The sequence below is a fragment of the Tunicatimonas pelagia genome (assembly GCF_030506325.1).
Classification (GTDB): domain Bacteria; phylum Bacteroidota; class Bacteroidia; order Cytophagales; family Cyclobacteriaceae; genus Tunicatimonas; species Tunicatimonas pelagia.
Genome location: NZ_CP120683.1, coordinates 1,115,265 through 1,138,483, shown reverse-complemented (window position 1 = coordinate 1,138,483; position 23,219 = coordinate 1,115,265). Strand labels below are relative to the sequence as shown.

Below are 23,219 nucleotides of genomic sequence, written 5' to 3'. Positions count from 1 at the left end.
ATTAGATACTTTTACTTTACATAACTACCTGCTCTACATAATGAGCAAGCAAAATAGAGCTAGAATTTGCCTTCATTGCGGCTCCAAAGATCATTTTAGGATCAGCGACGGTTCCGGAAACTCCACCTGAAGAAACGGTGACTATGCCCAATACAAGGTTTGCCCGGTTAAGAAGAACCATTTTAAATTTTTCGCAATAATCAAGTTGATCTTCGTCCCAGTGCTGGAGCAAAATTCGGTAAGCGTCATCTGAGCAAATAATCTTAGGGCGTTGATAAGCGGGTACTTCGTTTCGGTAGCTGACTTGGATTTCGGAAACTTGCTGAAAGATGGAACATTGCGTACTTAACATAGTGAAAGGGGTATGAAGTGAAACATTTGATATGCTTCACTTGCTGCTCATATCTATTAATGGCCTCGAGCGGCCGAGTGACAAAAGGAAAAGAAATAAACTGTGCTGTGGGACTTAGGGTAGGCTTTATGTCGGAAGCTTTTGACATTCGGTATTCAGCATATGAGCGACATTTGCATGTTCAAATGGAAGAACAAGTACCCCTAGGCTGGGTTTATTGCTTAGTTCTAATTTTCTTGTTTCGATTTTCGTTGGTCTTACACTACAAGAGAGCATAAAAAACTATGGGGCAATTTTATTTCAGTGCCTTTTACTATCGCTAGATACTTCAGTTTTGCTATGTTCTTAATTTCTTTCTAGTCACTATAAAGTGTTTGATTCACACCAGTGCCCCACGGTTTTTTATTGTTCCCATAATCTTGATAAGCGTTTGTAGTTTTGAGGTAAAAATAGGAATTCCAAGCAAATTGTTTACTTATTTTAAGAATATTATTCTTTAAATAAAAAAATATCTTACACCTAATTTGTATGTATCTGATTTTCAGCGATATATGGAACATACCAAGAACATAGCCTTGAATGCCGTAGCGTGCAAGATGAATTTTAAACTTATTCCGCTTTCTCGGTGGCCGCAATTACGAGAAGAAGCATTTACCCATTACGGGCGGCGGTGTATCGTCTGTGGCCATGAGGGAAGCCCAGACAATCGTTTGCTGATTGACCATTGTTAGGTTTATCTACATAAAACTGGATTAAAGGCGGCTGTTTTTCTAAAAACTATCTATTTAAATATTTACAGATTCTTTATAAAAAATATTTGAGGTGCCTACCAGCTTTTCTATTAGTAGCGATATCTAAGATAAATACATGACTATTGTCCCTGAGATTAATGAAATGCTTATCACTGAAAGATTTGTACACTTTTGCTCTCATTATCAATGATACAAAAATCAGTAACGCATAATTTGTAATATATAATGATTAAAATAATTTTTATTTTTTTAATCATTTTGAATATTATATTTAGATAAATTTTTATTTAAATATTTACTAAACTATCTAACCAAACACATCATGAAAAGATTAGCATACATTGCTATTTTCACTCTATTTCTTTGCTCACCCTTATTTGCTCAAACCGACATCCCTTCTGATTTAAAAGGGAGTTATAAATTTGTCACAAATCCAGGACTTGGATTTGACAATCAGCTTGAAAAAGGAACTGTAAATTCTGAACTTATTTATAAGAATGGGTTAATAACAGTCGTCGGATACAATGAAGATGAAAAGATGGTCTACTACCGATATTGGGATTTTACTGATAATACTAGTCCTAATGCAGTACGTTATAACGATAAGGTTTTTCAGCTACCATTAAGTGATTTTAAAATACTCACTGAAAAAAGATACAAAAGATTTAAAGGTGTTGAAGCAGGTGCGTATACCATTCCTTTTCGCTTAAGAGGTATTGGTGGTGGTGGCGAAAATAATAGTAGTTTTGATTTTGAATCAAGCTTATCATTACAGGCTAATATGGTCGTAGGTGTTGGGCCGAGGTATCAGCCTGAATCTAATTTTGATTTTTCGTTAGGAGTTGGAATTACAGGAGTTAAACTAAATGAAAAAAATAGTTCTGTCACAGAGGAAAGAACAGCATCTGCCCTTACAACTTCACTAGGTGTTGTATTTAAGCCAGTATCAAATGCTAATATTGGTCTCTTTATGGGCTTCGATTTCTTAGGAGCGGATGATGAAAGTGTTAATTGGAATTATGATGGTGAGATGTGGATTGGGTTAGGTATTAATATCAGTTTTAACAAAATCCAAACTACCGCATCGCCCGTAGCTTTAGAAAACAAGTAAAAATTTTAGGATAGGGTAGGAGCCTTAGGCGAAGAGTTGTCTAGTAGTGAAGCTAGAAAATCTTGCTGGCTATTGGTACAAGGGGCGTAGCCTAAAAATCGTCCGCCTTGATGCCGAAGCTCATCAAAGCGACCTTCGGTATCACGGTAATAAATCCGGCGGGAACGAAGCCCGCCTTCTATCGCACTATACAGGTCGGCTACAACCCGCTCGGCATCGGTGGTTACTGAACGACCTTCATCTAAATCTACGATCAAGACAAAATGATCGGTTATATGAGCGATTTGGTAACTGGCTTCAAACATACTCTAGTATTTTCCTTTTACCACTTTATACAATGTCGCCCGGCTACACGAAAACTGCTCCATCAATTCAGGTATCGTAAACTCGCCGGAGCTATACAGCGTTTTAAGCCGCTTCTGATCTTTCTCGGACAACACCCGCTTACGGCCACCAATCTTACCGCGTGACCGGGCGGCCTTCAACCCTGATCGGGTACGTTCCCGGATGAGATTACGTTCAAACTCGGCTAATGCCCCGAAGATGTGGAACACGAGCTTTCCTCCGGGGGTAGAGGTATCGATACCATCATCCAGACTTTTGAACTTCACTTCCTTATCTTCCAGCCACTGCATCCAGTCTACCAAGTCTTTCATTGAGCGGCCTAGCCGATCCAGTCGCTGAATAACAAGCGTATCCCCTTTGCGAAGATGGGTTTTCATTTTGTCTAGTCCGGGGCGGGACGATTTGGCACCACTGGCAATATCTGAAAATACATCTTCAGCACCTGCGGTTTTTAGTGCGTCAAGCTGAGCGTCTAGTTTTTGGTCTTTGGTAGAAACGCGGGCGTATCCGATAATCATAAAGCGGGCAACGGGTAAAAGTCTATGAACTCATTCATAAGCACGAGTTTATATACTTTGATTGTTGAATGCAAAGGTGAACGGAAAAAGGATGAAACAAGCTTAGGAAAAGAGTAGGGGAGTGATCGTTCAACAAACGACCGTTTGTTGGACGTTCTACAACGAATGAAGAATTAGAATTTACGAAGAAATCAAAAGTTGCTTAAAACAGGATTATATCAAACTACTAGCTAAGCTTTTTGCCAAAATGCTCGTGGTACCGAGTCTCTGTTTCACCATTTCCATTTTGATATTCTACTCTAACAATCCCAAGTTTATCAAGATCAGACAAATTGGCTTCAGAAGAGTAGTCTTTGCCTACCAGAATGAAGTTATCATCGTTGCGTTTGTAGTAGATTGCTTTAGTTTTCGTTTCAAATTCTTCTTCTCCAGATTGAGTCCAGCCTGTATCTATCAGATACTTATTAGCTGAATGCATGGATGTTTTATGAAAAATGTCGTTCAAATCCTTTGAGCTCATAAGCTATTTAACGGTTCTGTGCACATTTTAGTGTAAACATCCTGTCGATACTCATTATTATGGTCAACAAATTCTTCTTCTGCATTATCCATTCCTGCAAAGTGATAAAAAATCTGGCATAATGCATATGTAAACCAAATCGTTTTTACTTGACCTCTCAAGTAAATAATCGGATGGATTTAGGGGGTAAATTCTGGCGAGTACTGATCGGTTGCCATATTGTCGGGTGGTGATTCTGGGAATACTTCAAAATCGTTTTCATAATGTGAATTATCAGGCTTTGTTAAAGCAATTAGTACTGAGAGTAAGTCACAATTGAAGAGGCGAGAAAAGCATACAAGATAGGACCTTTTATCGACATTCAAGATGATAGCACAATGCTCGTTTTTTTAGGAATACTCGATAGGTATTGTCCAGCATAATGAAGGTTTGTATCTTATCCTGCAAACCTTGTACTTCATGGCAAAACGACCTACCAGCATTACTGAGATTGAAAACCTACAATTCGTTGGACGAGATGATGCCATACAATTTTTTTGGAACACCCTGCACAGTCATGCCCGGCACAAAAAGCAACGGCACCATGTATTAGAATATTATGGAGTAGGAGGGATTGGTAAAAGTAGTATTCAGAAAAAGTTGGTGCAGCAACTCAAGAGTGAAACGTATCAAAACTTCTTGGTAGCCCGGGTTAATCTAGCAGACCTAGTCAATGCCCAGGATGCACCTACCATCTTATACCATCTCCGGTCAAAGTTAAAGGAAGCCGAATCTCCTATGTATTTCCCCCGCTTTGATTACGCCTATTTGGTATACTATGCTAAGATTAATGCTGTTGCTAAAACCCAGGAGCAGGGCTTTCTGAAAAATTTACATTTAGATGTTGGTGGTCCCGCCGCTCAAACTTTTGTTACAGACACCGTAACCGCTGGTTTGCTAGGGTCAGTCAGCACTTTGGTAAGTAAGCTGGACGACAGCATAAAGAAATGGTGGGATAAACATCGGCACCCCGAACTAGAACTCTTTCATACTTTAGAAGTTGTAAAAATGATTGAGCAGCTTCCTGAGTTATTGGCCAAAGACCTGCAAAGCTTTTTAGCTGCCAACCCCCTGCGTCATCTAATCATTTTTCTTGATACCCTTGAAAACTTAAAAATACGCGATGAGTCCAATAAGAAAGATAAGTGGCTACGCTATCTGATTATTGACCTGCCTCAGGTTCTTTGGGTGATTAGCGGACGGGATCAATTGAAATGGGATACCGATCCTAGATACCGGGAAGAGGATTGGAGTGGCTCATTGTTCAGCTATCCATTAGAAGAGTTACTAGATGAGGAAGCAGAGACGTTGCTAGACTTTTACCAAATTGCTGAAGAAGAAGTACGTAAGAAAATTATGGCAGCTTCTCAGAATCATCCCTTGTATCTTAATCTATCAATTGCAACCTATCAGTCCATCGCCAAACAACGCCCTCCGGTACCGGAAGATTTTGGAAAGACCTTCCAAGAAATATACGAACGATTTATCCGCCACATTACCACGCAAGAATCCGATACCTTCAAGATTCTATCATGCGTACAAAACTGGAATGAAGAGTTATTAGAACAATTGCTTAAAGAGTTTAACACCGCTTACTACGGACCCCAAGCCCTACAGCAAGTACGCCGCTTTTCCTTTGTCAGCGAAGTTGATGGAACCTATATGCTGCACCAACTAATGCAAGAGCACTTGTACGAACAATATACCCATGAACTACCCGATCAAGTACAGCGCATTCACCAACTTTGCTTCAAGTATCTACAAGAAAAGCTGAACGATACCGAGGTGATCGAAAGCCGGAAGCTACTAATCATTCAAGCCGTATATCATGTCAAAAAAATATTACCGGCAACTCAAGTATATAGGTGGATAGAGAGTCACACAGGTGAGATTGATATTGTTGTGCATTTCAGCTTTTTTGTCGAGGTTCTTACGCCGCTAAGCCAAAAATTACTTTCTGAAAACAATAGATCTGAATATACTGGTAGCCTCCTAAGTACCTTGGGGACAGCGTTGTTTTGCGGTGGTAATTATTTAGTAGCTGAACCGATCTTCCGTAAAGCCATGCAAATTGGAGAGAATGAATTTGGGCATCAGCATATAAATACGGGGATTACCTACGACAACCTGGCTAGGTTGCTAGAAATAAAAGGCGAATATAAGCAGGCTGAACCATTGTACCATAAGGTCATTCGAATAAGAGAGAAAGTACTAGGAAAGCAGCATCCCGATACGGCAAATTCTTACAATAACCTAGCTGTGTTGCTAGAAAGGCAAGGTAAATATGAAGAAGCCGAGCCGCTACATCGAAGGGCTATACAGATCAAAAAGCAGGTGCTGGGAGAAGAGCATCCCAATACGGCAACTTCTTACAGCAACCTGGCTGTGTTGCTGGAAATGAAAGGCAAATATAAGCAGGCTGAACCATTGTACCATAAGGTCATTCGAATAAGAGAGAAAGTACTAGGAAAGCAGCATCCCGATACGGCAAATTCTTACAATAACCTAGCTGTGTTGCTAGAAAGGCAAGGTAAATATGAAGAAGCCGAGCCGCTACATCGAAGGGCTATACAGATCAAAAAGCAGGTGCTGGGAGAAGAGCATCCCGATACGGCAACTTCTTACAGCAACCTGGCTGGAGTATTGAGAAGACAGGGCAAATACGAAGAAGCTGAACCGCTGGTTCGTATAGTTAAGCAAATCAAGGAGAAAGTACTAGGAAAGCAGCATCCCGATACGGCAACTTCTTATAATAACTTAGCTCATTTGTTAAATGATCAAGGCAAATACGAGCAAGCAGAGCCACTATACCGTAAAGCCGTACAGATCAAAAAGCAGGTGCTAGGAGAAGAGCATCCCGATACGGCAGTTTTTTACAACAACCTGGCTGGAGTATTGAGAAGACAAGGCAAATATGAGCAAGCAGAACTACTATACCGTAAAGCCGTACAGATCAAAAAGCAGGTGCTAGGAGAAGAGCATCCCGATACGGCAGTTTTTTACAACAATCTGGCTGGAGTGTTGAGAAGCCAAGGTAAAGACGAAGAAGCCGAGCCGCTATATCGAAAGGCTATACAGATCAAAAAGCAGGTGTTAGGAGAAGAGCATCCCGATACGGCAACTTCTTACAACGACCTGGCTGGAGTGTTGAGAAGCCAAGGTAAAGACGAAGAAGCCAAGCCTCTATATCGAAAGGCTATACAGATCAAAAAGCAGGTGCTAGGAGAAGAGCATCCCGATACGGCAAATTCTTACAACGACCTGGCTGTGTTGCTGGAAAGGCAAGGTAAAGACGAAGAAGCCGAGCTGCTATATCGAGATGCTTTAAAAATCTTAGAATTGGTGTTTGGCTCTGATCACCCCAATACTAAAATTGTACGCAATAATCTTAACAGGTTACGCGAATGATACAACACATGTGTATTCATTCTTTGCTAATACCGAATTAACAGTTGACAAAAGTAAGTTGCTACAACTTACTTTCCATATGGCAGGTTATCACTCAAAGAAAGAGGTCGGAAAATCCGACCTTTTGTCATATAGGGTATTATCACGTTTGCACTTATCTGCTTAAAAGCTGTAAATTGATCGTATGATTGACCCCAAAGCGGAAACCGAAAAAATCCTTTCTCAAGATTTTATATTCTAATAAAGTTGTGAGAATTCTAGATCACCTTTTGAACAACACTACTGTTTCAATAGCCGCATATTTCGGTGTTTGGCTTACTACAACCGGAATAATTTATAGACTATCTCATCAAATCAATACAGTTGCGTCCGAGGAGGCAAAAAGAATGGTTTCCTACTGGTTAAAAAAGAGTAGTATTGAAGGTTTTTTTACAGGGAGTTTTTATGCTATAAACCATGTCTTTGACATTATTTTTGGCAAAAAGCATTTTAGCATAAAAACCATTTTCGTATCAATATTAACAACTTACTTATCCGTTTCAGTAATACTTGTCTTAATAACATCAATCATTCTTGCCCAGAATAATCCGATAGTGTCAAAATTCGATCCATCTTGGCAACTTATACTTTCTGATGCATTGCCGTTTGATGTTTCTGATCTTATTTCCATGACATATATTTATACCATTATCCCTGACTATTTATCTTTATTAGAAACCAGATTGGTTCTTAAATATCTATCAGCAACAAAAAGCAGATTAGTGATCTTATTATTACTAATTGTAGATTTTGGTAGTACTAGCCTAATATACATTCTTTATACTTCATTCATTTCTTCATCTATTTTAATGAATGTTTTCTCTTGGGATTATGATTTGGCAAATAGTACACCATTCTCAAGATTTATATTCTACTTAAGAGTAGAAGGAATAAAAGGTATATTATGGCTTCCATTCGATACGGCCTTATTCCTCTCTACATATCTTACATCAATTTGGATATACCTTCACTTATTATCGAATGCTATTCTAAAGCTAAAGAGACCTCTGATTTTTGGTTTCAACTACCTTAAAATGGCAATTGATATAAAAGAAAAACCTTTTTTAAGTATTGGAGCAGTGATCAACATTTTAATATCCTTAGCATTTCTAATTTGTTTGCCATTTATTATTCTCTAAACCTATTCTCACATTTTAGATTTGCTCACAGGTTTATTTCCCGAACATTCGTTATCGCTTGCTTTGTTCTTGCCAAGTCTCGACTAGAAAGGCGGCCATTGCTCCTGAGACATTTACAGCTAGTTCAGCATGTCTTGGTTTCGGTTTTATCGCTCTTCTTCCTCTACCATGAGCATCACTAACTTGGTTTCTTAAAGTCCCCAAGTATTGAACTATCGTATGGCATCCTCCTAAAATTGCTTTAAAAGCTTGTTCCGAATGTTGACTTGGTGAAAGGTTCATGCTTGTAGCACACGTTCTATATAGCTTCGGAAGATCATCACTGGACTTATAGGATACGCCCGAATCATCCAGAATATGTTTACAAACAGTCTCTAATAAACTGCGAGCGATTGTTATAGCTCCTTCTGGGTCAGAATTTCTTCTGTCTAAGGCTTTTTGCCATACGGAATGAACGCTGTCAGAATTAAGATTTTGTAAACTAGAGGCTATACCTTCATCTGCGGGGCTACTTTCTTGGTTCTCGAGGAAGTTAATAAGTGGGCTGAACTCATTCCAAATGTATTCCCTTCTGGCTGCATAAGTAGCATGTTCTCCTTTAATAAACTGCCAAAAATGATCAATACTTGTACAACGTCTAAGGAACTCGGGAATCTTATCGCTAAGATTGGGGGCTTTAATTAATTCAAGTCGCATCATTTTATATGAAGCATCTTCTAGAGAATAATCACCCGTAGCAAAGCTTATTAAGCCATCTTGTAATGCATGAGCCTTTTCTAACATCATTTACTTAATCTTGATTAATATACTTCTTAACTCAATCTACTAGAGAAAAAGATAATTTCCATACTTAATCTAATCTGTTCCCAACACAGTATTTATTTACCGTAAGATATATTATCACATTATGTGAAATATCCCTCATACACGGAAAATCGTATATTGTTTATTATGATTGACCCGAAAGCGGAAGCGGAAAAAATTCTTTCCCAAGATTTTACTTGGAACCTTGAAGCCTTCAATCAAGCATCAGATAAAATGAAATACCATAAAGAAGGCGACGAATGGCAAAAGGTGTTTGAAGAAATCTGTAAGCGTTGGGGCAATCGTTCGTTCTACGGTGAACATGATTATAATCTAATGATGACAGCAAGCCACTATGCACACGGGCTTAGAGATTTGACCCGCGAGGAAATGGATGAACAAGCGCGGCAAAATGAAGAATGGGATAAAGAAAACCCCAATTGGCAAAAAGCCGACGATACCGAAGAAAACGATTTACCATTTTTAGGTAGCAACAATATCTGTGTGTTTTTTCACGCTAAGAGTTTGCCCTACCTCCAATAGGGGTGATCCAAACATTAAAAAAACTTTAGAGCAACAGGTATCTCAACATAAGCGGCGGTCGCGCGGTCGGGCCGCCCGGGATCATCTTGACCGCTTTTTAGGCTTCACCTTGGAGGGTTCCCGCGACGGCGGCCGGCCCTGAGATCGCCGAACGAACGTATCATGTTCTACGTCTGCAAAATCTAAAATCTTATACAGCGTGGGTTGACTTTTAATCCCAAACATCTCCCGAATCTGCTCGGTACTAAGATTCCCTTGCTGATATACTCTTCCTACTTCCTCAGCGATATTTTGGTATCGTTGGCTCAACCCTTTTGGTCTACCCCCGGTTCTTCCTCTTGCCCTAGCGGAAGCGAGTCCCGCTTGGGTGCGTTCCCGGATAATGTTACGTTCATGCTCGGCCAAAATACACATGAGCGGACGCCGCGCGGCTGAAAAAACATCTTGCCCATCGCTGTCGTGGTATCAATCGATTCCGAAAGGCTTTTCAAGTGAACCCCTCGTTGCTGAAGTGACTCGGCTAGTTCAATAAGCTGAACCGTACTACGACCCAAGCGATCCAGCTTCCATACGACAATGGTATCGCCCTCGCGGGCATAGGATAGTAGTTTATCAAAATTTGGTTTCTTCGCTTTTACCCCTGAGACCTTATCGGAGAATACATGCTTGCAACCTTCTTTCTTCAAGGCGTCCAACTGAAGATCTAAATTTTGCTCATACGTGGATACTCATGCGTAACCTAGTTTCATTGACAACTGATGATTATGTACAAAACTCAACGATTGCCTCTAAAATACACATAGATAATTTACATAACAAAATACACAGCTTATACTGGGTATTTTTTAGAAAAATGAGGAGTGTAAAAAAATGGACGTTTTATTGCGGACGGCTAGTCGCGGACGGCTAGTCTTTGTAGTAATGGGTATGTAGTTCACCACAGCCGCAACCGAGCGTCAAGCGCCGTAAAATCTTTCTGCGTATACTCAGATATCCAAGGGTAGTATCCATTCATTCCGTTTCCAGTCATGAAAATCTACTTGGGTTAAATCCACGTTGGGATCAACCAGTAATCTAGGTTCCCCACCATTAAGGGAACAAGTAGCTAGCACATAGATACCCTGCCCAGGTCTGGCGAGACCCGGATTTTGATCCGCCAAGTGCTGGGCCAGTTGGTGAATGAGGTAAGGCCGGGTGCTCATCTTACGCCATTGCCGATCAGTCATCCCGAGGGACCGGGCATCAATTGCCTGCTTTTCTCTCGTCGTCTCATCTTTGGTAAAAAACTGTACCTGTCCCGTCTTATCACGCAGTTTCATATGCCAGGCAAAGCGGTGCCCTTCTTCAGTCCAGCTGACATTACCCGGAATAAAATAATGCCGTAAGGGTACAGCCAGCTGAATACTAGCCCAAACAATCAATAAGGTAAGCCCCCAAGTAGGCATCGGACGAGGTAATGAAATTATGGGCGAAACAGGTTGGGAAGTACTTCTTTTCCAAGCGGCGCGATCCGCCGTACAATAGTTGTTGGCTAAGATAGCCCCTACTAGGGCACCGATGAGCATCGGAAAGAATGCTACTTCTTCGTGTACGATGAGGGCCAGGTACGATCCAGCGAGCATAGCTATCACAAACAGCAAAGGATGGTTCCGAAGGCTATTGAGTACCTGCCTTGGCCAGTCGGGGGCAAAGAAAATCGTCGTCACCCCGATTGCCATCCAGGGAAAGATGCCAATGCTAAAGAGTTGATCGTTGGTGAAGTGAAACAAGACAAGTACCACAAACATGGGCAGTCGGGTCTTTCGGTAGAGTAGCAGGGGCAAGGCCAATAGGTCAATCATCAGGCCACTGTAGCTAAAGAAGTACACCATCCATTCCTGGGTAAAGTACGGTCCGATCAGGGGAAACCCCGTCCGTTCAGCAAGCCACATCCGCATCGGCTCTCCTCGTAGCCAGTCCGCGTTGAGCTTGGCTACGCCCCCTAAAAAGTAAACGGTTCCCAACTGAAAGCGTAATAAGGCGACTGTCCAGAAAGGAATTTGGCGTGGGTCATTTCGCTTGAACCATCGCCCCGAAAATCGGTAGGCATCCCATGACCAGACCCGATGAGCGGGCAAAAAAATCATAAGAAAACTCAGCAAGACAATCAGGTAGAAGTGATTCAGGTAGCGGGTCTGCTCCAGCAGAAAGATGTAGGTAAACCCTAGAAAGAACATCAGGCTGCTAAAACGGTAGAAAAGCCCTAGTGCGATCATCAAGGCCAACACCCCTAATCCGTAGAACAGGTAGTACATGCCATCACCCGGTAAGGGGGCAAGCCAGTGAAAGCCTTCGTAGGGAAAATGAATTTGAGGGATGATCCAGTAGCGGGCTACCCAGTCGTAGGCAAGATAGCGATAGACTTCCCACAGCATACACAAACCAAACACTACCCGAAAAGCAGCCAAGCTGTAGGCGGGTACGGGTTGGTTGAGCGACCAGAGTACCGGGGGCAAAGTATGTAGACGGGATAGCGTTGGCATCCTGTAAAGATAATCTTGGTCCTGTGTTACCCAACAGCGTTATTGCGGAAAATAGTACCCCTGTACTCTTTTTGGGCTAGTGAGCCGAAGCAGATTGCGGGGCAAATTGGACACCCAGCCGGATGACGTAGGGACGGGGATGGGGACTACTAGTTGGGTTATGGCCGGGCTGGTAGAGTGCCTGGAGGAACGCTTGCCACCGCTCACTCAGACGGTGGTACTTGACTAGTCCCAAGTATAAGGCATTCGTCCAGCGAAACGCTTTACCTTGATCAGTAACAGTAGGCGCTGTCGAGGAGCGGAGCCGTTCGCCCTCGGCCCGCAGGGAAAAGCCACGCAAAGCCTGCCATTCGCCCGACAAACGTAGCCCGTAGACCGAAGGGGAGTGGAACAGCCGGTAGGGGAAGCCGGAAAAGCGTAGTCCGCTACGGTAAGTACCCCCCAGTCCTAGCAGCCAACGGGGGCGAACGAGGTATTGCACCTCCGGGGATGCATCCACCTGAAGGGTAAGGTCATCGGGTAGGATAGGGGAAGTCCCTGTGCCGACCGCCGAGGGTTGCCAGGAGCCTGGATGGAGTTGCAGGTTGGCACTGAAGCGTAGCCTGCGACCGAAGGATAAGGAAGTATCGGGGACAACGCTTCCCGAGCGGGCGAGCTTACGGCGGGCTTTACTGAGGCGTTCGTGAAACTGGTGTTGATAGTCTTCCCCCAGGGATTGCAACCGCTGCTGAATCGCTTCCAGCACGGCTTCTTGGGTTCTCGGTACTCCGCTAAGGTGCTTTTGGTAGCCTTGTAAAGAAGCCTGTAGTTCTTGCCGAGGGTCTACCGGGGGCTTTGCTTGTACGAGGGGTTGTAGTTCCGACCGCTCCCGGGCGTACTGGTCAATGGTTTGGTCTACTTGTTGCCCGGAAGGGGGGGCAAAAGCCGTGTCGATCAATACGGTGGCGTAGGGGGCCAGGGTTTCCGTTTGAGGAAGGGCCTCCGGGATGGCGGAGGATAGGGCCGAACGGGTTTGGTCTGGGCTAGGTAAGGATGAAGGTGGAGAGATTTGCCCCGCCTTTCGTTGCCAGTAGCGCAGCCGTTGCTGTAGCTTGGTGCGCCGTGCGTTAGCTAACGGGGTATGGTCGCCCGAGAGTGAAGCCAGTCGCTGTTGATAGCGGTCTAGGTTGGCTTGGGAGGAAGCACCCGCCCAGTTTCTGCGGGAGAGAGGTTGGGCCGTCCTGGCATAGAGGGGAAGCCGCTGGTGCACACTATCGGATAAGGACGTAAGGCGGTGCCTGGCCTTTTCAGCCCGGGTGCGGATGGAATCTAGCGAAAAAGGTAAGGAGTCGGGTAGGGGGGAGGCAACCCGGGCTCGTAATGAGTCCGTGGTAGACACTGCCTGTCCCCGTAGCGAATCGTATTGGTTGATTATATTCGTTATTGTAGGCGGTACGGAATCCGGTTGTTCAATAGAAAACGTAGACTGGGCATGGCTGGAAGTAATCAGAACCGTCATGGCGAACAGGGTTCCCAGCCCAATGATCCGAAGATGAGTGAGGTGCACAGTAATTGTTTTGGTAGAATATCTTTAGGGTAAAAATAAGTAAACCAGACTGAAGAACCAAGCAAAATTGGGTGGTCAGTCCCCTTGCATTGTCTTGCTTTTTCTTACGTGGGTAAGCAAAGCTCAGGGAACCGATTGTTCTTCCCTCGGGTAAAGGTAAGCGTGGCGCTGGGATGCCACCTTTTGGAAAGGCTATATTGCACCTAAGACCCCCTAAAACCCCCCGTGCGAAGTCGGAATAAGAATTATCCCACCAACTTAGACAAACCCTATCAGGCTCTAGTGGCGAATTAGCCGTAAAGTGGTGGGGCAGTATACAGCCCTCACTCAGGCCAAAAGAAATCTGACTATAGTCCTCTACCCAAACACACAAAACAAAGACGACCACAAGCATCACTTTGACGATTGATGGCTTACGGTTTCTTGATATACCTACAAGCCGAAAAAAGGAATGATATGCTCAGCGAAGTTGCGGGAACACCTTACACAGATAATAAAAAGTGACTCACCCAAAGCACGCTTGTTGGAAAAGAGTAGTCTAAGCTGAACCAGCTATAGAAATGGTTGTTCTAGACCCCTGTCTTTTCGGTAATATGGGCAATGGTGCTAACAGTGGATTAGCCTTATGAGTTAATGACGCTAATTTTCTCGTCCCCCTCCAATCTCTATTCCAAGCTGTAAGGTTGTTATGTCCGGTATTCTGTGTGTGATCATTTGATACATGACCTGCATTCGAAGGCGGTAATAATTTAGGTCTATTTTGGGTGCCACGTTGTACCCCTGACGAATAAACATAAACTGCTCGAGATAAAGAAGATACGTTCCATTGCCAATTTGGTAAAGTCCAGTATGGATATTTTGAGTATTGTGGTGAGAAAAGCTACCTACTGATAAGCTATAGAAGGGGCGAAATTCCTTGAACTGCCAATAGCGGTCTACCGCTACCGCCATCGTAAGTAGTGAGCCTCGTTTTGTCAAATACGTTTCCAGTGATCGTGGCTCCGTAGTAAGAAAAGCGAAGTATAGGCCAACCGACAAATCGTCATTCCGCCGCCAGGCCAGTTCTAGGTATAGCCCTATATACTTGGTAAGCACCGGGCGGAACGGGTACGATGATAAGGCCTGGGGCCATTTTAAACCGTTTGTATTCCCGCTCTGGTTGAGCAAGGGAAATGAACCTTGAAACGATTAGTACAAACAAAAGAATAGTTTGCTTTATCATAAGTGGTGACTCAATGATTAATGTATTCTTAGCCCCCACCATGAACAACACTGAATTTACCAAACAATTACCTGTGTATGGTTTGTATACCTTAAGCATGTAGATGTAGTGGATAAAGTGTAAAGAATCATCAACAGAGTGGCCAGGGGTTTATCGCCGGAGGCAGCTCGAGAGTGGAGCCCAATAGAAAGTTATGACTGCTCACTATTCCTCATTGACCTTCTTCCTACAGAAGATGTAAGACATCATTTTGTCACGGAGAGTAGTTCTTACCATAGTACTACATAAGTGCTATTTCTTTTGATTCTAGATTTTTCGCTTGATAGTATTTATCTAGCTTGCTTCTGTTAATAAACTCAATATTATGAAACCACCCTGCCCTGTCAACTGACGCACTAGGGAATGATTACAACAAAAGCTAAAACTTGAAAAGATGAAAAAAAAGATTAGTGCCCTTACCCTTATTGCTGGAATGCTACTGCTCAACTTGTCGTGTAGTCAGGAAGACGATACAGCCCAAGATGTATTGGATTTGGAAAAGCTTACCGGATCAACGAGCAAGCAATGGCAAATGGTTAAAATAACACCTAATGACGATCAGGAACACGCTTCATGTCAAGTAGATCATCCTAGGAATTTAGACAACTATCATACATTTTGGGCCGATGGAAGGTTTGAGCACGACAATGGTGAGGTGCATGAAGATAAGAACTGTAATCAAGCCGGATGTTGTTCGGATGCAGTGGATTTAAAGGGATATTGGGAAGTAAAACCCGGTACGGACACACTCATTGTTACTTTTGATCAACGCAGAGATTATAGTAGTGAAGAGTTTACATCCATACCGACTATCCAAACCTTTTGGCGGGTTGCCTTAACCTCATTAACGGATCAACGTTTTGTGATACAAACTACAGATCCAGAGGATAATATTACCTACACAGCCGAATTTATAAACAGGTAGTTTTAAGTCGGATTGATGATCAATAGATGGGGCTGTATTGTACGTGAAAGTGTGGTACATCCCCATTTACCGCTAATGATGTTTCCTCATACTGTACTAAACCATATAAATCATTTGCAGTTGGCCAGTGACCCTTCGCTTTAGGCCTGAAATGCATCCTTTGCTGACAGTCGGAAACCCAAAGGCGCTGGCTAGGAAATAATAGTGTACTTTTTTATTTGATAACTTCATCATTGCGAAGCTATTTAAACTTTTCTGAATAAAAGAGAATAAGATGCGTATCGCTAGTTGTTAGCAAGTTTCTTACCACCAACTAACAACATCGCAAATGATACGCATCTTTCGTAAAGGTATGATAACGAAACACTTTATTCCATATTTGAGTCAAGCAAAACGCGGCTATACCAGTAAAGTTCCTCTATGGGAAATCGTCAACGCTATTGTTTACAAATTCAAGACAGGAGTACAATGGGCTCTTTTACCCTGTAAATCGCTCATTAGCAGTAATAAAGTAAAGTATGGAGCAATTTATCATCACTACCGCAAATGGGCCAAAGATGGAAGTTGGCAGCGTGCCTGGGCAGCACTGTTGAGACATCACAAACACCTACTTGACCTAAGTTTGGCCACTCTTGATGGCACCGCTGCCACGGTGGCCCATACCCCCGTAAAATCTGGCGGGCAACAAGTAGGCTATCAGAGGAGAAAGAAAGCCCGCACTTCCAATACGATCTGGATTACTGACCGTCAAGGAAAAGTAGTCGGCTTTTTACCCCCTGTCTCTGGAAATCATAATGATCTATTTAAGCTAGAGCAAGCACTAGAACAACAAATTACGGATTGGAAAAAAAGCGGCATTACAGTAGACGGATGGTTTCTCAATGCGGATGCTGGTTTTGACAGTAAAGGTTTTCGCGGAACCTGCTCCAAACATGGCATACAATTGAATGCCCCTATCAATCCACGCAATACCAGTGATCTAGTAGACTATGACTATTATTTTGATGAGCAGCGGACGCCGCGCGGATGTACGAAGAACGATATGTTGTAGAAAGAACGAACGCGTGGATGGATGCTTGGCGAAGTTTCCTGACCCGCTATGATAAAACAATGATGAGTTGGAAAGCCTGGCACTACATCTTCGCTATGTGCAGTTGGTGCAAGTACCTAGCAAAAGTTTAAATCAGTTCTTCTTATGAAAACTGCCATTACTCTCTTATTGGTTCTTTTATCTATCTGTTTAACTTCATATAGTCAGGAGTATAAACGATTTAAAGTTAGCATTGATGTGCCATTCTCCATCTGGACTTCTGATCAGTTCAACTACTACGGGGGCTTTACGGTAGAACCAGCTTGGCGCTGGAATGATAAATGGTCGACGGGTATTTACGCTACACTAATAGAATCAGATTCTCAATCCAGTCGAGAATTTCTCTCTGAGACTGGTGCTGCGCTCTCGTTAGGCCTGACGGCTGACCGATACTTACGATCTACCTCCAGAATACGTCCCTTTGCTGGGCTACAACTTGGTAGAACAGCCTTTGTCCACCAACAGGTAGAACGAACGCATTTTGATCCTCATGGTACTGACTGGGGAGAAGTGATACACTATAGTGGAGTAGGCTATACAATGGCTCCCCGGATAGGATGTACGCTATGGCACGTACGTACTTTTATGATGTATCAAATTAGTACGCACGGTATACCCGATATGTTTACCTTTCAAATGGGTATTGAAATTGGAGGAGGACGAAAGAAGCAGAAATCGAATAAGAAACTTGTCTACCCAGAGTAGAGCGATTCAAAGCAGATACGGCTTATAGTGCTGGTGTTTTTATCTACGTAAACTGTAAATCTGCTTGTATAGGCTTCAGGATAGATTATCAGCTCATCAGGTATAGATTCTAAACCAAATTTTTCTACTAGTATGTTGAAACTTTCTCCGACTTTTATCTCACCTATTGAAATTGTATCACTAACAATATGTGCCTTTTGAAGAAACGACCTTTCTCCATAAATTACATACTCAAGGGTATCTTGATGATTGATGTAGACAAAAAAAGTATCGATCCTCTGGTTATACACTTCTACTAAGTTCAAAGACTTCTCAAATCCCTTCTTTATAAGCGTTTCTTCCATCAACCCCAACCCTAAGTAATAGAACATCACGTTGTTCATAAAATCTTCATCAACAATAGTATCGGTAACGAACATATGAGAAACAAGATCAGTAATTTGGCTTTCTTTTCTACTTCTATTGTCTGACTTTGCTTCGCTTTCATATTGACAACTTAGTTCAGCCTTACTAGGCAAATGGATACCAAGGGTCGCTAGAATTATTAAGAATAGTATATACATAACGCTTCTGTTTAATTACCAAATAATAGATTTTGTAACTCATCTGGGTCATACCTAATATCTAAATCTTCAAAAAAGGGCGTAGTTAACGGAGCCATGTCTGTTCTAATAACTTCATAATGCAGATGAGGGCCACTAGAAAGTCCGGTGTTATCTGAGTTCATAATAACCTGCCCCGCATTTACTTGAGCGCCTTGTTCAACGAGTGTTTCACTACCGTGCCCTGTACTTGAGCTTGCTGGCTCACGTTCACCCAGCCCTAGTTTACTACGTCCAGGTTATGGTCGAACAGCAGGTAGCCCAGTCCGGCCTGGGGTACCTCGGCGGGTTGGCCGACCAGCGCGGCCCCCATCAGGGCGGCTAACGGGGCTTCGCCCGCTGCCAGAAAGGCCCCTTCCCCGGTAGTAGGTAGCCCGAAGGCACTGGCCAGATAGCTGGTCAACGCCCCAGCGGACGGCTGTCGGGGGCAAAGTACTCGTACTTGGCAAACACTTCGGCCGAGAGGGTATCACCGGGGTAGACCTCTCGCATCAAAGCGGTGCCCAGGGGTTACTTCTAGGTGTCAACGTATCTTACATCTTAACTATAAAACCAAGTCATCTGGAATACCTAGATGCTCTCGCATACCATTATATTCTTGTTCTGATAAAGGACCATGTAGAACCGAAGAAGTATTGTCCCCTTTTGTATCTCTATGCTCGATAATCCAATAGTTTACATCGTTAGAAAACACTTTTTGATAATAAGGATCATTATTTAAAACACTATCGCTGATAACATGTCCTTGTTTTATGTCTTCTATTGAGTTGTTGACAGACAAATTATTCTTCAAGGTATTAAACAAACTCTGTTCACTTATTATAGTGCTATTATGAGAGTCATACCGGTCAATGATACTACTTCTTTCATTTTCATCTACATTTACCAAAATCTGATACATGGAGCTTAATTCATTAGATAAAAAAGTGACTCCTCTATCTCTATTTGGTTTCTGTACAGCCAGTATAAAATCCTTATTGTAGCTATATTTAATAACCTCTGGATATATATTATCCTTAAAAATATGATCTGCCATAATGTATTTCATGCTTCCTTCCACGCGATAGGTATATCCACCGCTAAGTTCTAATGATACGTCTCCTACGCCTGCGCCACAAAATGAGAAGAATAGCAAAATGATTGGTAGCAAAAGTGCCCTGATTCTATTTATTATCATAATCATCAATATTTCTGTGAAGTTGGAAAATTTGGTTCAAATGGAGGCGGTCTGTAACCTAAGTCGCCAAATCCAACAAAGTGAATCATATACGGAGTACCGGGACCGGCTACGATATTACCTGTAATGGTTGCCACATTACGACCAAATCCCTTTGCAGATTTTAGCCAAGGATGACCATCTTCAGCTCCTATTTCAAACCCATATTCGTTATCAACTATTTTAACTTTATTGCCCCCAAAATAAATGAGTTCTAGTTGTCCGTATACCAAACCGTCTCTACTCTTTGTAAGTGTACTGACGACCTTACGGTCACCGATCTCTTCAAATATATCAGGATTTACAAAACTCAAATCAATCTTTGATGCATTAACAAACAAGGGTTCGCCGTCACCTTCTCTATAATGTTTATTAGCATCCCATAAGGTGAGTCGATCTATGACTTGTTTTTCTTGGTTTGGATTGCCTTGAAGTGATTCATTATTGATAGTAGAAGTGTTAGATAAACCTCTTTCATTCAACCGCCAGGCATTAGAGCTAGCCAGTGTACCAGCGGTTTTTGCAGCCTGTAGGCCAATGCGTCCCCAGTTCAGGGTACGCCTGGTGTTGAAGACAAACCTTCCAGAGTTGGAGATGGCACCTCCGGTAAGCCAGGCTTTGATCCGGGTCAGCAGGGAAGGTACCCCGGCAGCCGCCCCGCCATCGGGGTCAATCATCATATTAGGCGCATTGCCCATACCCAGGTAGGGTGACCAGTACTGGTTGTAAGGATCGGGCGTAGTCCATCGCCCGATTCTGCTATCATATTGTCTGAGCTGAAAGCTGGCTAGCCCGGTCTCATCATCTTGTTCGGCAAAGGCCCCTTGGTAGCCGTAGCGGTAGGTGGCCTGTTCCAGCTTACGGCCATCACTTGTTTACATAGCTAATAACCCAGTACAGATTTAAGTTCAATAGCAGCCAAGGTATCGCTTTCAAAGTAGAACAAATGCTCATATACTTGGTCTTGATCTTTCACTAAGATTACATTGCCCTTTTTACTTTCGCGGTTCATAGCAGCTAGGTACTCCGCTTTGCTTATACCAACATGGATACCATTAGCCAGCTTCACACTGCTATCAAAGATCACTCCGCGGTCAAGTACAATTTTACCGCTTAGTCCTCTCAGAAAAATTAGCAACGATTGATCTGTATATAACCTTATAATTTTATGCTCAACTTCCGGATCGATGGAACTTTTCATAAAGAGACTATCTAACCGAAAAGAAGAGGTAACTATATCTTGATAAGGGATTGCTGTTCTTGGTTTTGTATTTAAGCCAAGCGGGGCAATAGAAAATTTGTCATCATAAATGGTGTCCGATACTTGCAAGCTCTCAAAATCGATGGTATCAATGACAGAAACCACTCTACTGGTTCGTTGTGGTTCTAACTGGCTAACCGAAACCGTATCTTGGTTGCCCCTTGAGTGCTTGCCCTCTCCAGCTTGTCGGCTATCTTGGCAACTAAAAAAACATATAGCGATAAAGAAAATAGTTCTCATAACGTGGTATTTTTATCTTCTAGGTAGGGGGATTAATTCAGGATGAAGGGCATAAGGACTGATGCGTTGATTGTTCGCATTCCATATCTCATAGTGTAAATGGGGCGTAAAACTATTAAGATCATAGTAACCTGAGCCGCCAACCCTACCAATGACATCCCCTTGATTGACTTGTTGGCCTAACCGTAAGTGGTCATTTGAGCCACCTTGCATGTGAAAATAATTGAACTGAAGGCCATTTTCATCTTGTATGCGTACTCGGATGCCTGCTTTCTGCCCATCTAACTCTTGTATTAGCCGGACAACAGTACCATCCGAGACTGAACGTATAGGTGTACCCGCTGTATTATTTCGGTCAGTACGCACAATATCTGACCCATTATGAATGCCAAACCCTCGCGGTCCCCAATCAGAAGAGACCACCGCATCCTCAAAGGGAAGGATATAGTCACTGTTTTGCCAACGACGGTCAGAGGGCAGTTCATTCAGTTCACTAGTGGGAAGCCCAGGATCATCAGGTAGCCGGTTTTCCCTTGCGATGGTACGAGCCGTATTGCCCAGCGTCATAGCCCTACTGGTAAGCCGGGCTACGGTGTTGGAAGAGATGTCCACGTTGTTCCAGTCTATCGACAAACCCCCGGCTACTAAAAGTCCTACCCCCGCCCCGATTAAGGCTCCCCGTTTGGGGTCTTTCCCGAGCGCAGCCGCTACCCCTGCTCCCGCTATAGCCCCTCCGGCCGCAAAAGCCCCATAGCGAATAAAGGGACTGGAGAACGCCCCCGACCATTCCCCATCGGGATCGATCATCATATTGGGCGCATTGCCCATGCCGAGGTACGGACTCCAGTATTGGTTGTAGGGATCGGGCGTAGTCCATCGTCCAATGCGGGAGTCATACTGCCGCAACTGAAAGCTGGCTAGTCCGGTCTCATCATCCTGCTCAGCAAACGCTCCCTGGTAACCGTAGCGGTAGCTGGCCTGTTCCAGTTTTCTTCCGTCCATCACTTCCCCGTGGGGGTAGTAGTCGGCGGCATAGACCACGTCCGTTGTCTGGTGGGTCACTTGCAGATCATCCAGAAAGACGGTGATGTTACGTTTATCGTAGTTGGCCACGAAGAAGTAGATAAAGCCGGTTTGTTCAATGACGATCTCGTCCAGGGCCAGCCGTTCAAAGGGTTGGCTGAGGGCATCCTCGCCCTGCACCTGGGCCTGTTGGCTGACGTTGACCCAGCCCTGGTTTAGCACGTCCAGGTTATGGTCGAACAGCAGGTAGCCCAGTCCGGCCTGAGGCACATGCTTGGGCTGGTCCCACACGGCGGTGCCGATCAGTCCGATCAGGTCGCCTTCCGCTTCGGCGAGAAACGCCCCTTCCCCTGTAGCGGGCAGCCCAAAGGCCCCAGCAAGGTAACTGGTCAGGGCAATAGCCAGCCCGTCGCGGTCTCTGCCACTCGAGGAAATCTAACCTACTTTTACTATTCTGGCTCGTTTTTAGACGGTGGCGTCAAGGGACGGTGTAGCATTTCGGGGGGAATCTGATCGTAGTCTACACTTTTCAGTTCAGTGGGGTATAGGAGGGCTCGGGCTAGGGCAAACACCCGGAAATAGTTCTCAACACTCCACTCACTCAATACGCCTAGCTCGGAAGCAAGCGGTATAATGGGATCGTAGGTCTTACCATCTTGGCCTACTATAAGAACTTTAGATTTCTCGTAACCTGTATCTTCTCGTTCAACCTTCCAATATCCATCGGTCTCTTTGATCATGACTTGGCCGAGATAAGCCCCCAAAGGGAGTAGAATATTACGCTCCAATACACTTTCTTTATCCTGGTAGTAAGCCTTTCTAAAAGCAGTATCTACTTTATGCAAGCTTTCCATACTGCTATCCAAGTGAGCGAGCGGAATTGCCAACTTTTCGGAAAGTTCTTTCACCAAATCGGGTACGGCGGCAATAAATTTTTCGTCTAAAGGTTGATGAGCGTAAGATTGTCTTAAAATGCTTTTAAGCTCTTCATAACTGAAAGATTTAGCATTTCCACTCGGTGATACAGCTATTAAAGTATTAGTACGATTCTTGCTTAAATAATATGCTTCCTTGAGGTTAAGCTGCTTTACATATGCCTCTGATAGAAAATGTTTGTTAGCTTTTAGCAAGTTGCTCATCTCACTTTCAGTAATTACCCTTCCATGATTAGCTATCAAACTATCTCGATCATTACTTGCGTAAAATTGATGGGAAGGTTGTGCTTTTGGGGGTTGACTCATAACAAAGCAAATTAAAA

24 protein-coding genes are annotated in these 23,219 nt (G+C 43.4%); 7 read left to right on the top strand and 17 right to left on the bottom strand.

Going from position 1 to position 23,219, the window contains the following annotated elements; translation table 11 throughout:
• Positions 1-16: 16 nt before the first annotated feature.
• The gene (locus P0M28_RS04595) at positions 17-352 is read right to left on the bottom strand and encodes a JAB domain-containing protein (RefSeq protein ID WP_302208363.1); all 336 of its coding nucleotides are present in this window, start codon (positions 350-352) and stop codon (positions 17-19) included.
• Between the two features lie 1,074 nt (positions 353-1,426).
• Here P0M28_RS04595 and P0M28_RS04590 point away from each other — a divergent pair.
• Positions 1,427-2,215: a hypothetical protein gene (locus P0M28_RS04590; protein WP_302208362.1), complete on the top strand. Its 789-nt coding sequence runs from the start codon at positions 1,427-1,429 to the stop codon at positions 2,213-2,215.
• 5 nt (positions 2,216-2,220) lie between these two features.
• Here P0M28_RS04590 and P0M28_RS04585 read toward each other — a convergent pair whose 3' ends face one another.
• The 3 genes from P0M28_RS04585 to P0M28_RS04575 all read right to left on the bottom strand — a co-directional run bounded on the left by P0M28_RS04585 (position 2,221) and on the right by P0M28_RS04575 (position 3,598).
• Complete coding sequence (locus tag P0M28_RS04585; RefSeq protein ID WP_302208361.1) at positions 2,221-2,520, bottom strand: hypothetical protein; 300 nt, start codon at positions 2,518-2,520, stop codon at positions 2,221-2,223.
• A 3-nt stretch (positions 2,521-2,523) separates the two neighbouring features.
• Positions 2,524-3,078: a recombinase family protein gene (locus tag P0M28_RS04580; protein WP_302208360.1), complete on the bottom strand. Its 555-nt coding sequence runs from the start codon at positions 3,076-3,078 to the stop codon at positions 2,524-2,526.
• Between the two features lie 226 nt (positions 3,079-3,304).
• Complete coding sequence (locus P0M28_RS04575; RefSeq protein WP_302208358.1) at positions 3,305-3,598, bottom strand: hypothetical protein; 294 nt, start codon at positions 3,596-3,598, stop codon at positions 3,305-3,307.
• A gap of 459 nt (positions 3,599-4,057) precedes the next feature.
• On the opposite strand from P0M28_RS04575, the gene P0M28_RS04570 reads away from it, so the two are divergent.
• Complete coding sequence (locus tag P0M28_RS04570) at positions 4,058-7,045, top strand: tetratricopeptide repeat protein (protein WP_302208357.1); 2,988 nt, start codon at positions 4,058-4,060, stop codon at positions 7,043-7,045.
• Positions 7,046-7,293: 248 nt separating this feature from the next.
• Positions 7,294-8,223 (top strand): hypothetical protein, encoded by a 930-nt coding sequence (locus P0M28_RS04565; RefSeq protein WP_302208356.1) that lies wholly within the window; start codon positions 7,294-7,296, stop codon positions 8,221-8,223.
• Positions 8,224-8,274: 51 nt separating this feature from the next.
• Here the strand turns inward: P0M28_RS04565 and P0M28_RS04560 are convergent, their stop codons facing one another.
• Positions 8,275-9,009, bottom strand: coding sequence for an abortive infection family protein (locus tag P0M28_RS04560; RefSeq protein ID WP_302208355.1), 735 nt, complete (start codon positions 9,007-9,009; stop codon positions 8,275-8,277).
• Positions 9,010-9,174: 165 nt separating this feature from the next.
• Here P0M28_RS04560 and P0M28_RS04555 point away from each other — a divergent pair, with 165 nt between their 5' ends.
• Positions 9,175-9,570 (top strand): hypothetical protein, encoded by a 396-nt coding sequence (locus P0M28_RS04555; RefSeq protein ID WP_302208354.1) that lies wholly within the window; start codon positions 9,175-9,177, stop codon positions 9,568-9,570.
• A gap of 305 nt (positions 9,571-9,875) precedes the next feature.
• Here P0M28_RS04555 and P0M28_RS04550 read toward each other — a convergent pair whose 3' ends face one another.
• The 4 genes from P0M28_RS04550 to P0M28_RS04535 form a co-directional block, all read right to left on the bottom strand.
• Positions 9,876-10,265, bottom strand: a complete 390-nt coding sequence (locus P0M28_RS04550) for a recombinase family protein (RefSeq protein WP_302208353.1) — start codon at positions 10,263-10,265, stop codon at positions 9,876-9,878.
• Positions 10,266-10,556: 291 nt separating this feature from the next.
• Complete coding sequence (locus P0M28_RS04545; RefSeq protein ID WP_302208352.1) at positions 10,557-12,092, bottom strand: HTTM domain-containing protein; 1,536 nt, start codon at positions 12,090-12,092, stop codon at positions 10,557-10,559.
• Positions 12,093-12,168: 76 nt separating this feature from the next.
• Positions 12,169-13,638 carry a hypothetical protein gene (locus tag P0M28_RS04540; protein ID WP_302208351.1) on the bottom strand — a complete coding sequence of 490 codons (1,470 nt, stop codon included), beginning with the start codon at positions 13,636-13,638 and terminating at the stop codon, positions 12,169-12,171.
• Positions 13,639-14,277: 639 nt separating this feature from the next.
• The gene (locus tag P0M28_RS04535) at positions 14,278-14,805 is read right to left on the bottom strand and encodes a hypothetical protein (protein ID WP_302208350.1); all 528 of its coding nucleotides are present in this window, start codon (positions 14,803-14,805) and stop codon (positions 14,278-14,280) included.
• Between the two features lie 488 nt (positions 14,806-15,293).
• Between P0M28_RS04535 and P0M28_RS04530 the strand changes: the two genes are divergently transcribed.
• The 3 genes from P0M28_RS04530 to P0M28_RS04520 all read left to right on the top strand — a co-directional run bounded on the left by P0M28_RS04530 (position 15,294) and on the right by P0M28_RS04520 (position 17,619).
• Positions 15,294-15,824, top strand: coding sequence for a hypothetical protein (locus P0M28_RS04530; RefSeq protein WP_302208349.1), 531 nt, complete (start codon positions 15,294-15,296; stop codon positions 15,822-15,824).
• 328 nt (positions 15,825-16,152) lie between these two features.
• On the top strand, positions 16,153-16,875 hold the full coding sequence (locus tag P0M28_RS04525; protein ID WP_302208348.1) for a transposase: 723 nt from the start codon (positions 16,153-16,155) through the stop codon (positions 16,873-16,875).
• A 144-nt stretch (positions 16,876-17,019) separates the two neighbouring features.
• Complete coding sequence (locus tag P0M28_RS04520) at positions 17,020-17,619, top strand: hypothetical protein (protein WP_302208347.1); 600 nt, start codon at positions 17,020-17,022, stop codon at positions 17,617-17,619.
• Here P0M28_RS04520 and P0M28_RS04515 read toward each other — a convergent pair.
• The 8 genes from P0M28_RS04515 to P0M28_RS04480 form a co-directional block, all read right to left on the bottom strand.
• Positions 17,607-18,182, bottom strand: a complete 576-nt coding sequence (locus P0M28_RS04515) for a hypothetical protein (protein ID WP_302208345.1) — start codon at positions 18,180-18,182, stop codon at positions 17,607-17,609. The two genes, P0M28_RS04520 and P0M28_RS04515, sit on opposite strands and share 13 nt — an antisense overlap.
• Positions 18,183-18,193: 11 nt before the next feature.
• Positions 18,194-18,439 carry a M23 family metallopeptidase gene (locus P0M28_RS04510; RefSeq protein WP_302210971.1) on the bottom strand — a complete coding sequence of 82 codons (246 nt, stop codon included), beginning with the start codon at positions 18,437-18,439 and terminating at the stop codon, positions 18,194-18,196.
• 2 nt (positions 18,440-18,441) lie between these two features.
• Positions 18,442-18,624, bottom strand: coding sequence for a hypothetical protein (locus tag P0M28_RS04505; protein ID WP_302208343.1), 183 nt, complete (start codon positions 18,622-18,624; stop codon positions 18,442-18,444).
• Positions 18,625-18,765: 141 nt separating this feature from the next.
• Positions 18,766-19,398, bottom strand: coding sequence for a hypothetical protein (locus P0M28_RS04500; RefSeq protein WP_302208342.1), 633 nt, complete (start codon positions 19,396-19,398; stop codon positions 18,766-18,768).
• A 5-nt stretch (positions 19,399-19,403) separates the two neighbouring features.
• Entirely contained in the window at positions 19,404-20,294 is an 891-nt protein-coding gene (locus P0M28_RS04495) for an RHS repeat-associated core domain-containing protein (RefSeq protein ID WP_302210970.1), read from the bottom strand.
• A gap of 26 nt (positions 20,295-20,320) precedes the next feature.
• Positions 20,321-20,938, bottom strand: a complete 618-nt coding sequence (locus P0M28_RS04490) for a hypothetical protein (RefSeq protein WP_302208340.1) — start codon at positions 20,936-20,938, stop codon at positions 20,321-20,323.
• Between the two features lie 12 nt (positions 20,939-20,950).
• Complete coding sequence (locus P0M28_RS04485) at positions 20,951-22,252, bottom strand: peptidoglycan DD-metalloendopeptidase family protein (RefSeq protein WP_302208339.1); 1,302 nt, start codon at positions 22,250-22,252, stop codon at positions 20,951-20,953.
• A gap of 158 nt (positions 22,253-22,410) precedes the next feature.
• Positions 22,411-23,202, bottom strand: a complete 792-nt coding sequence (locus P0M28_RS04480) for a hypothetical protein (protein WP_302208338.1) — start codon at positions 23,200-23,202, stop codon at positions 22,411-22,413.
• Between the last annotated feature and the right edge of the window lie 17 nt (positions 23,203-23,219).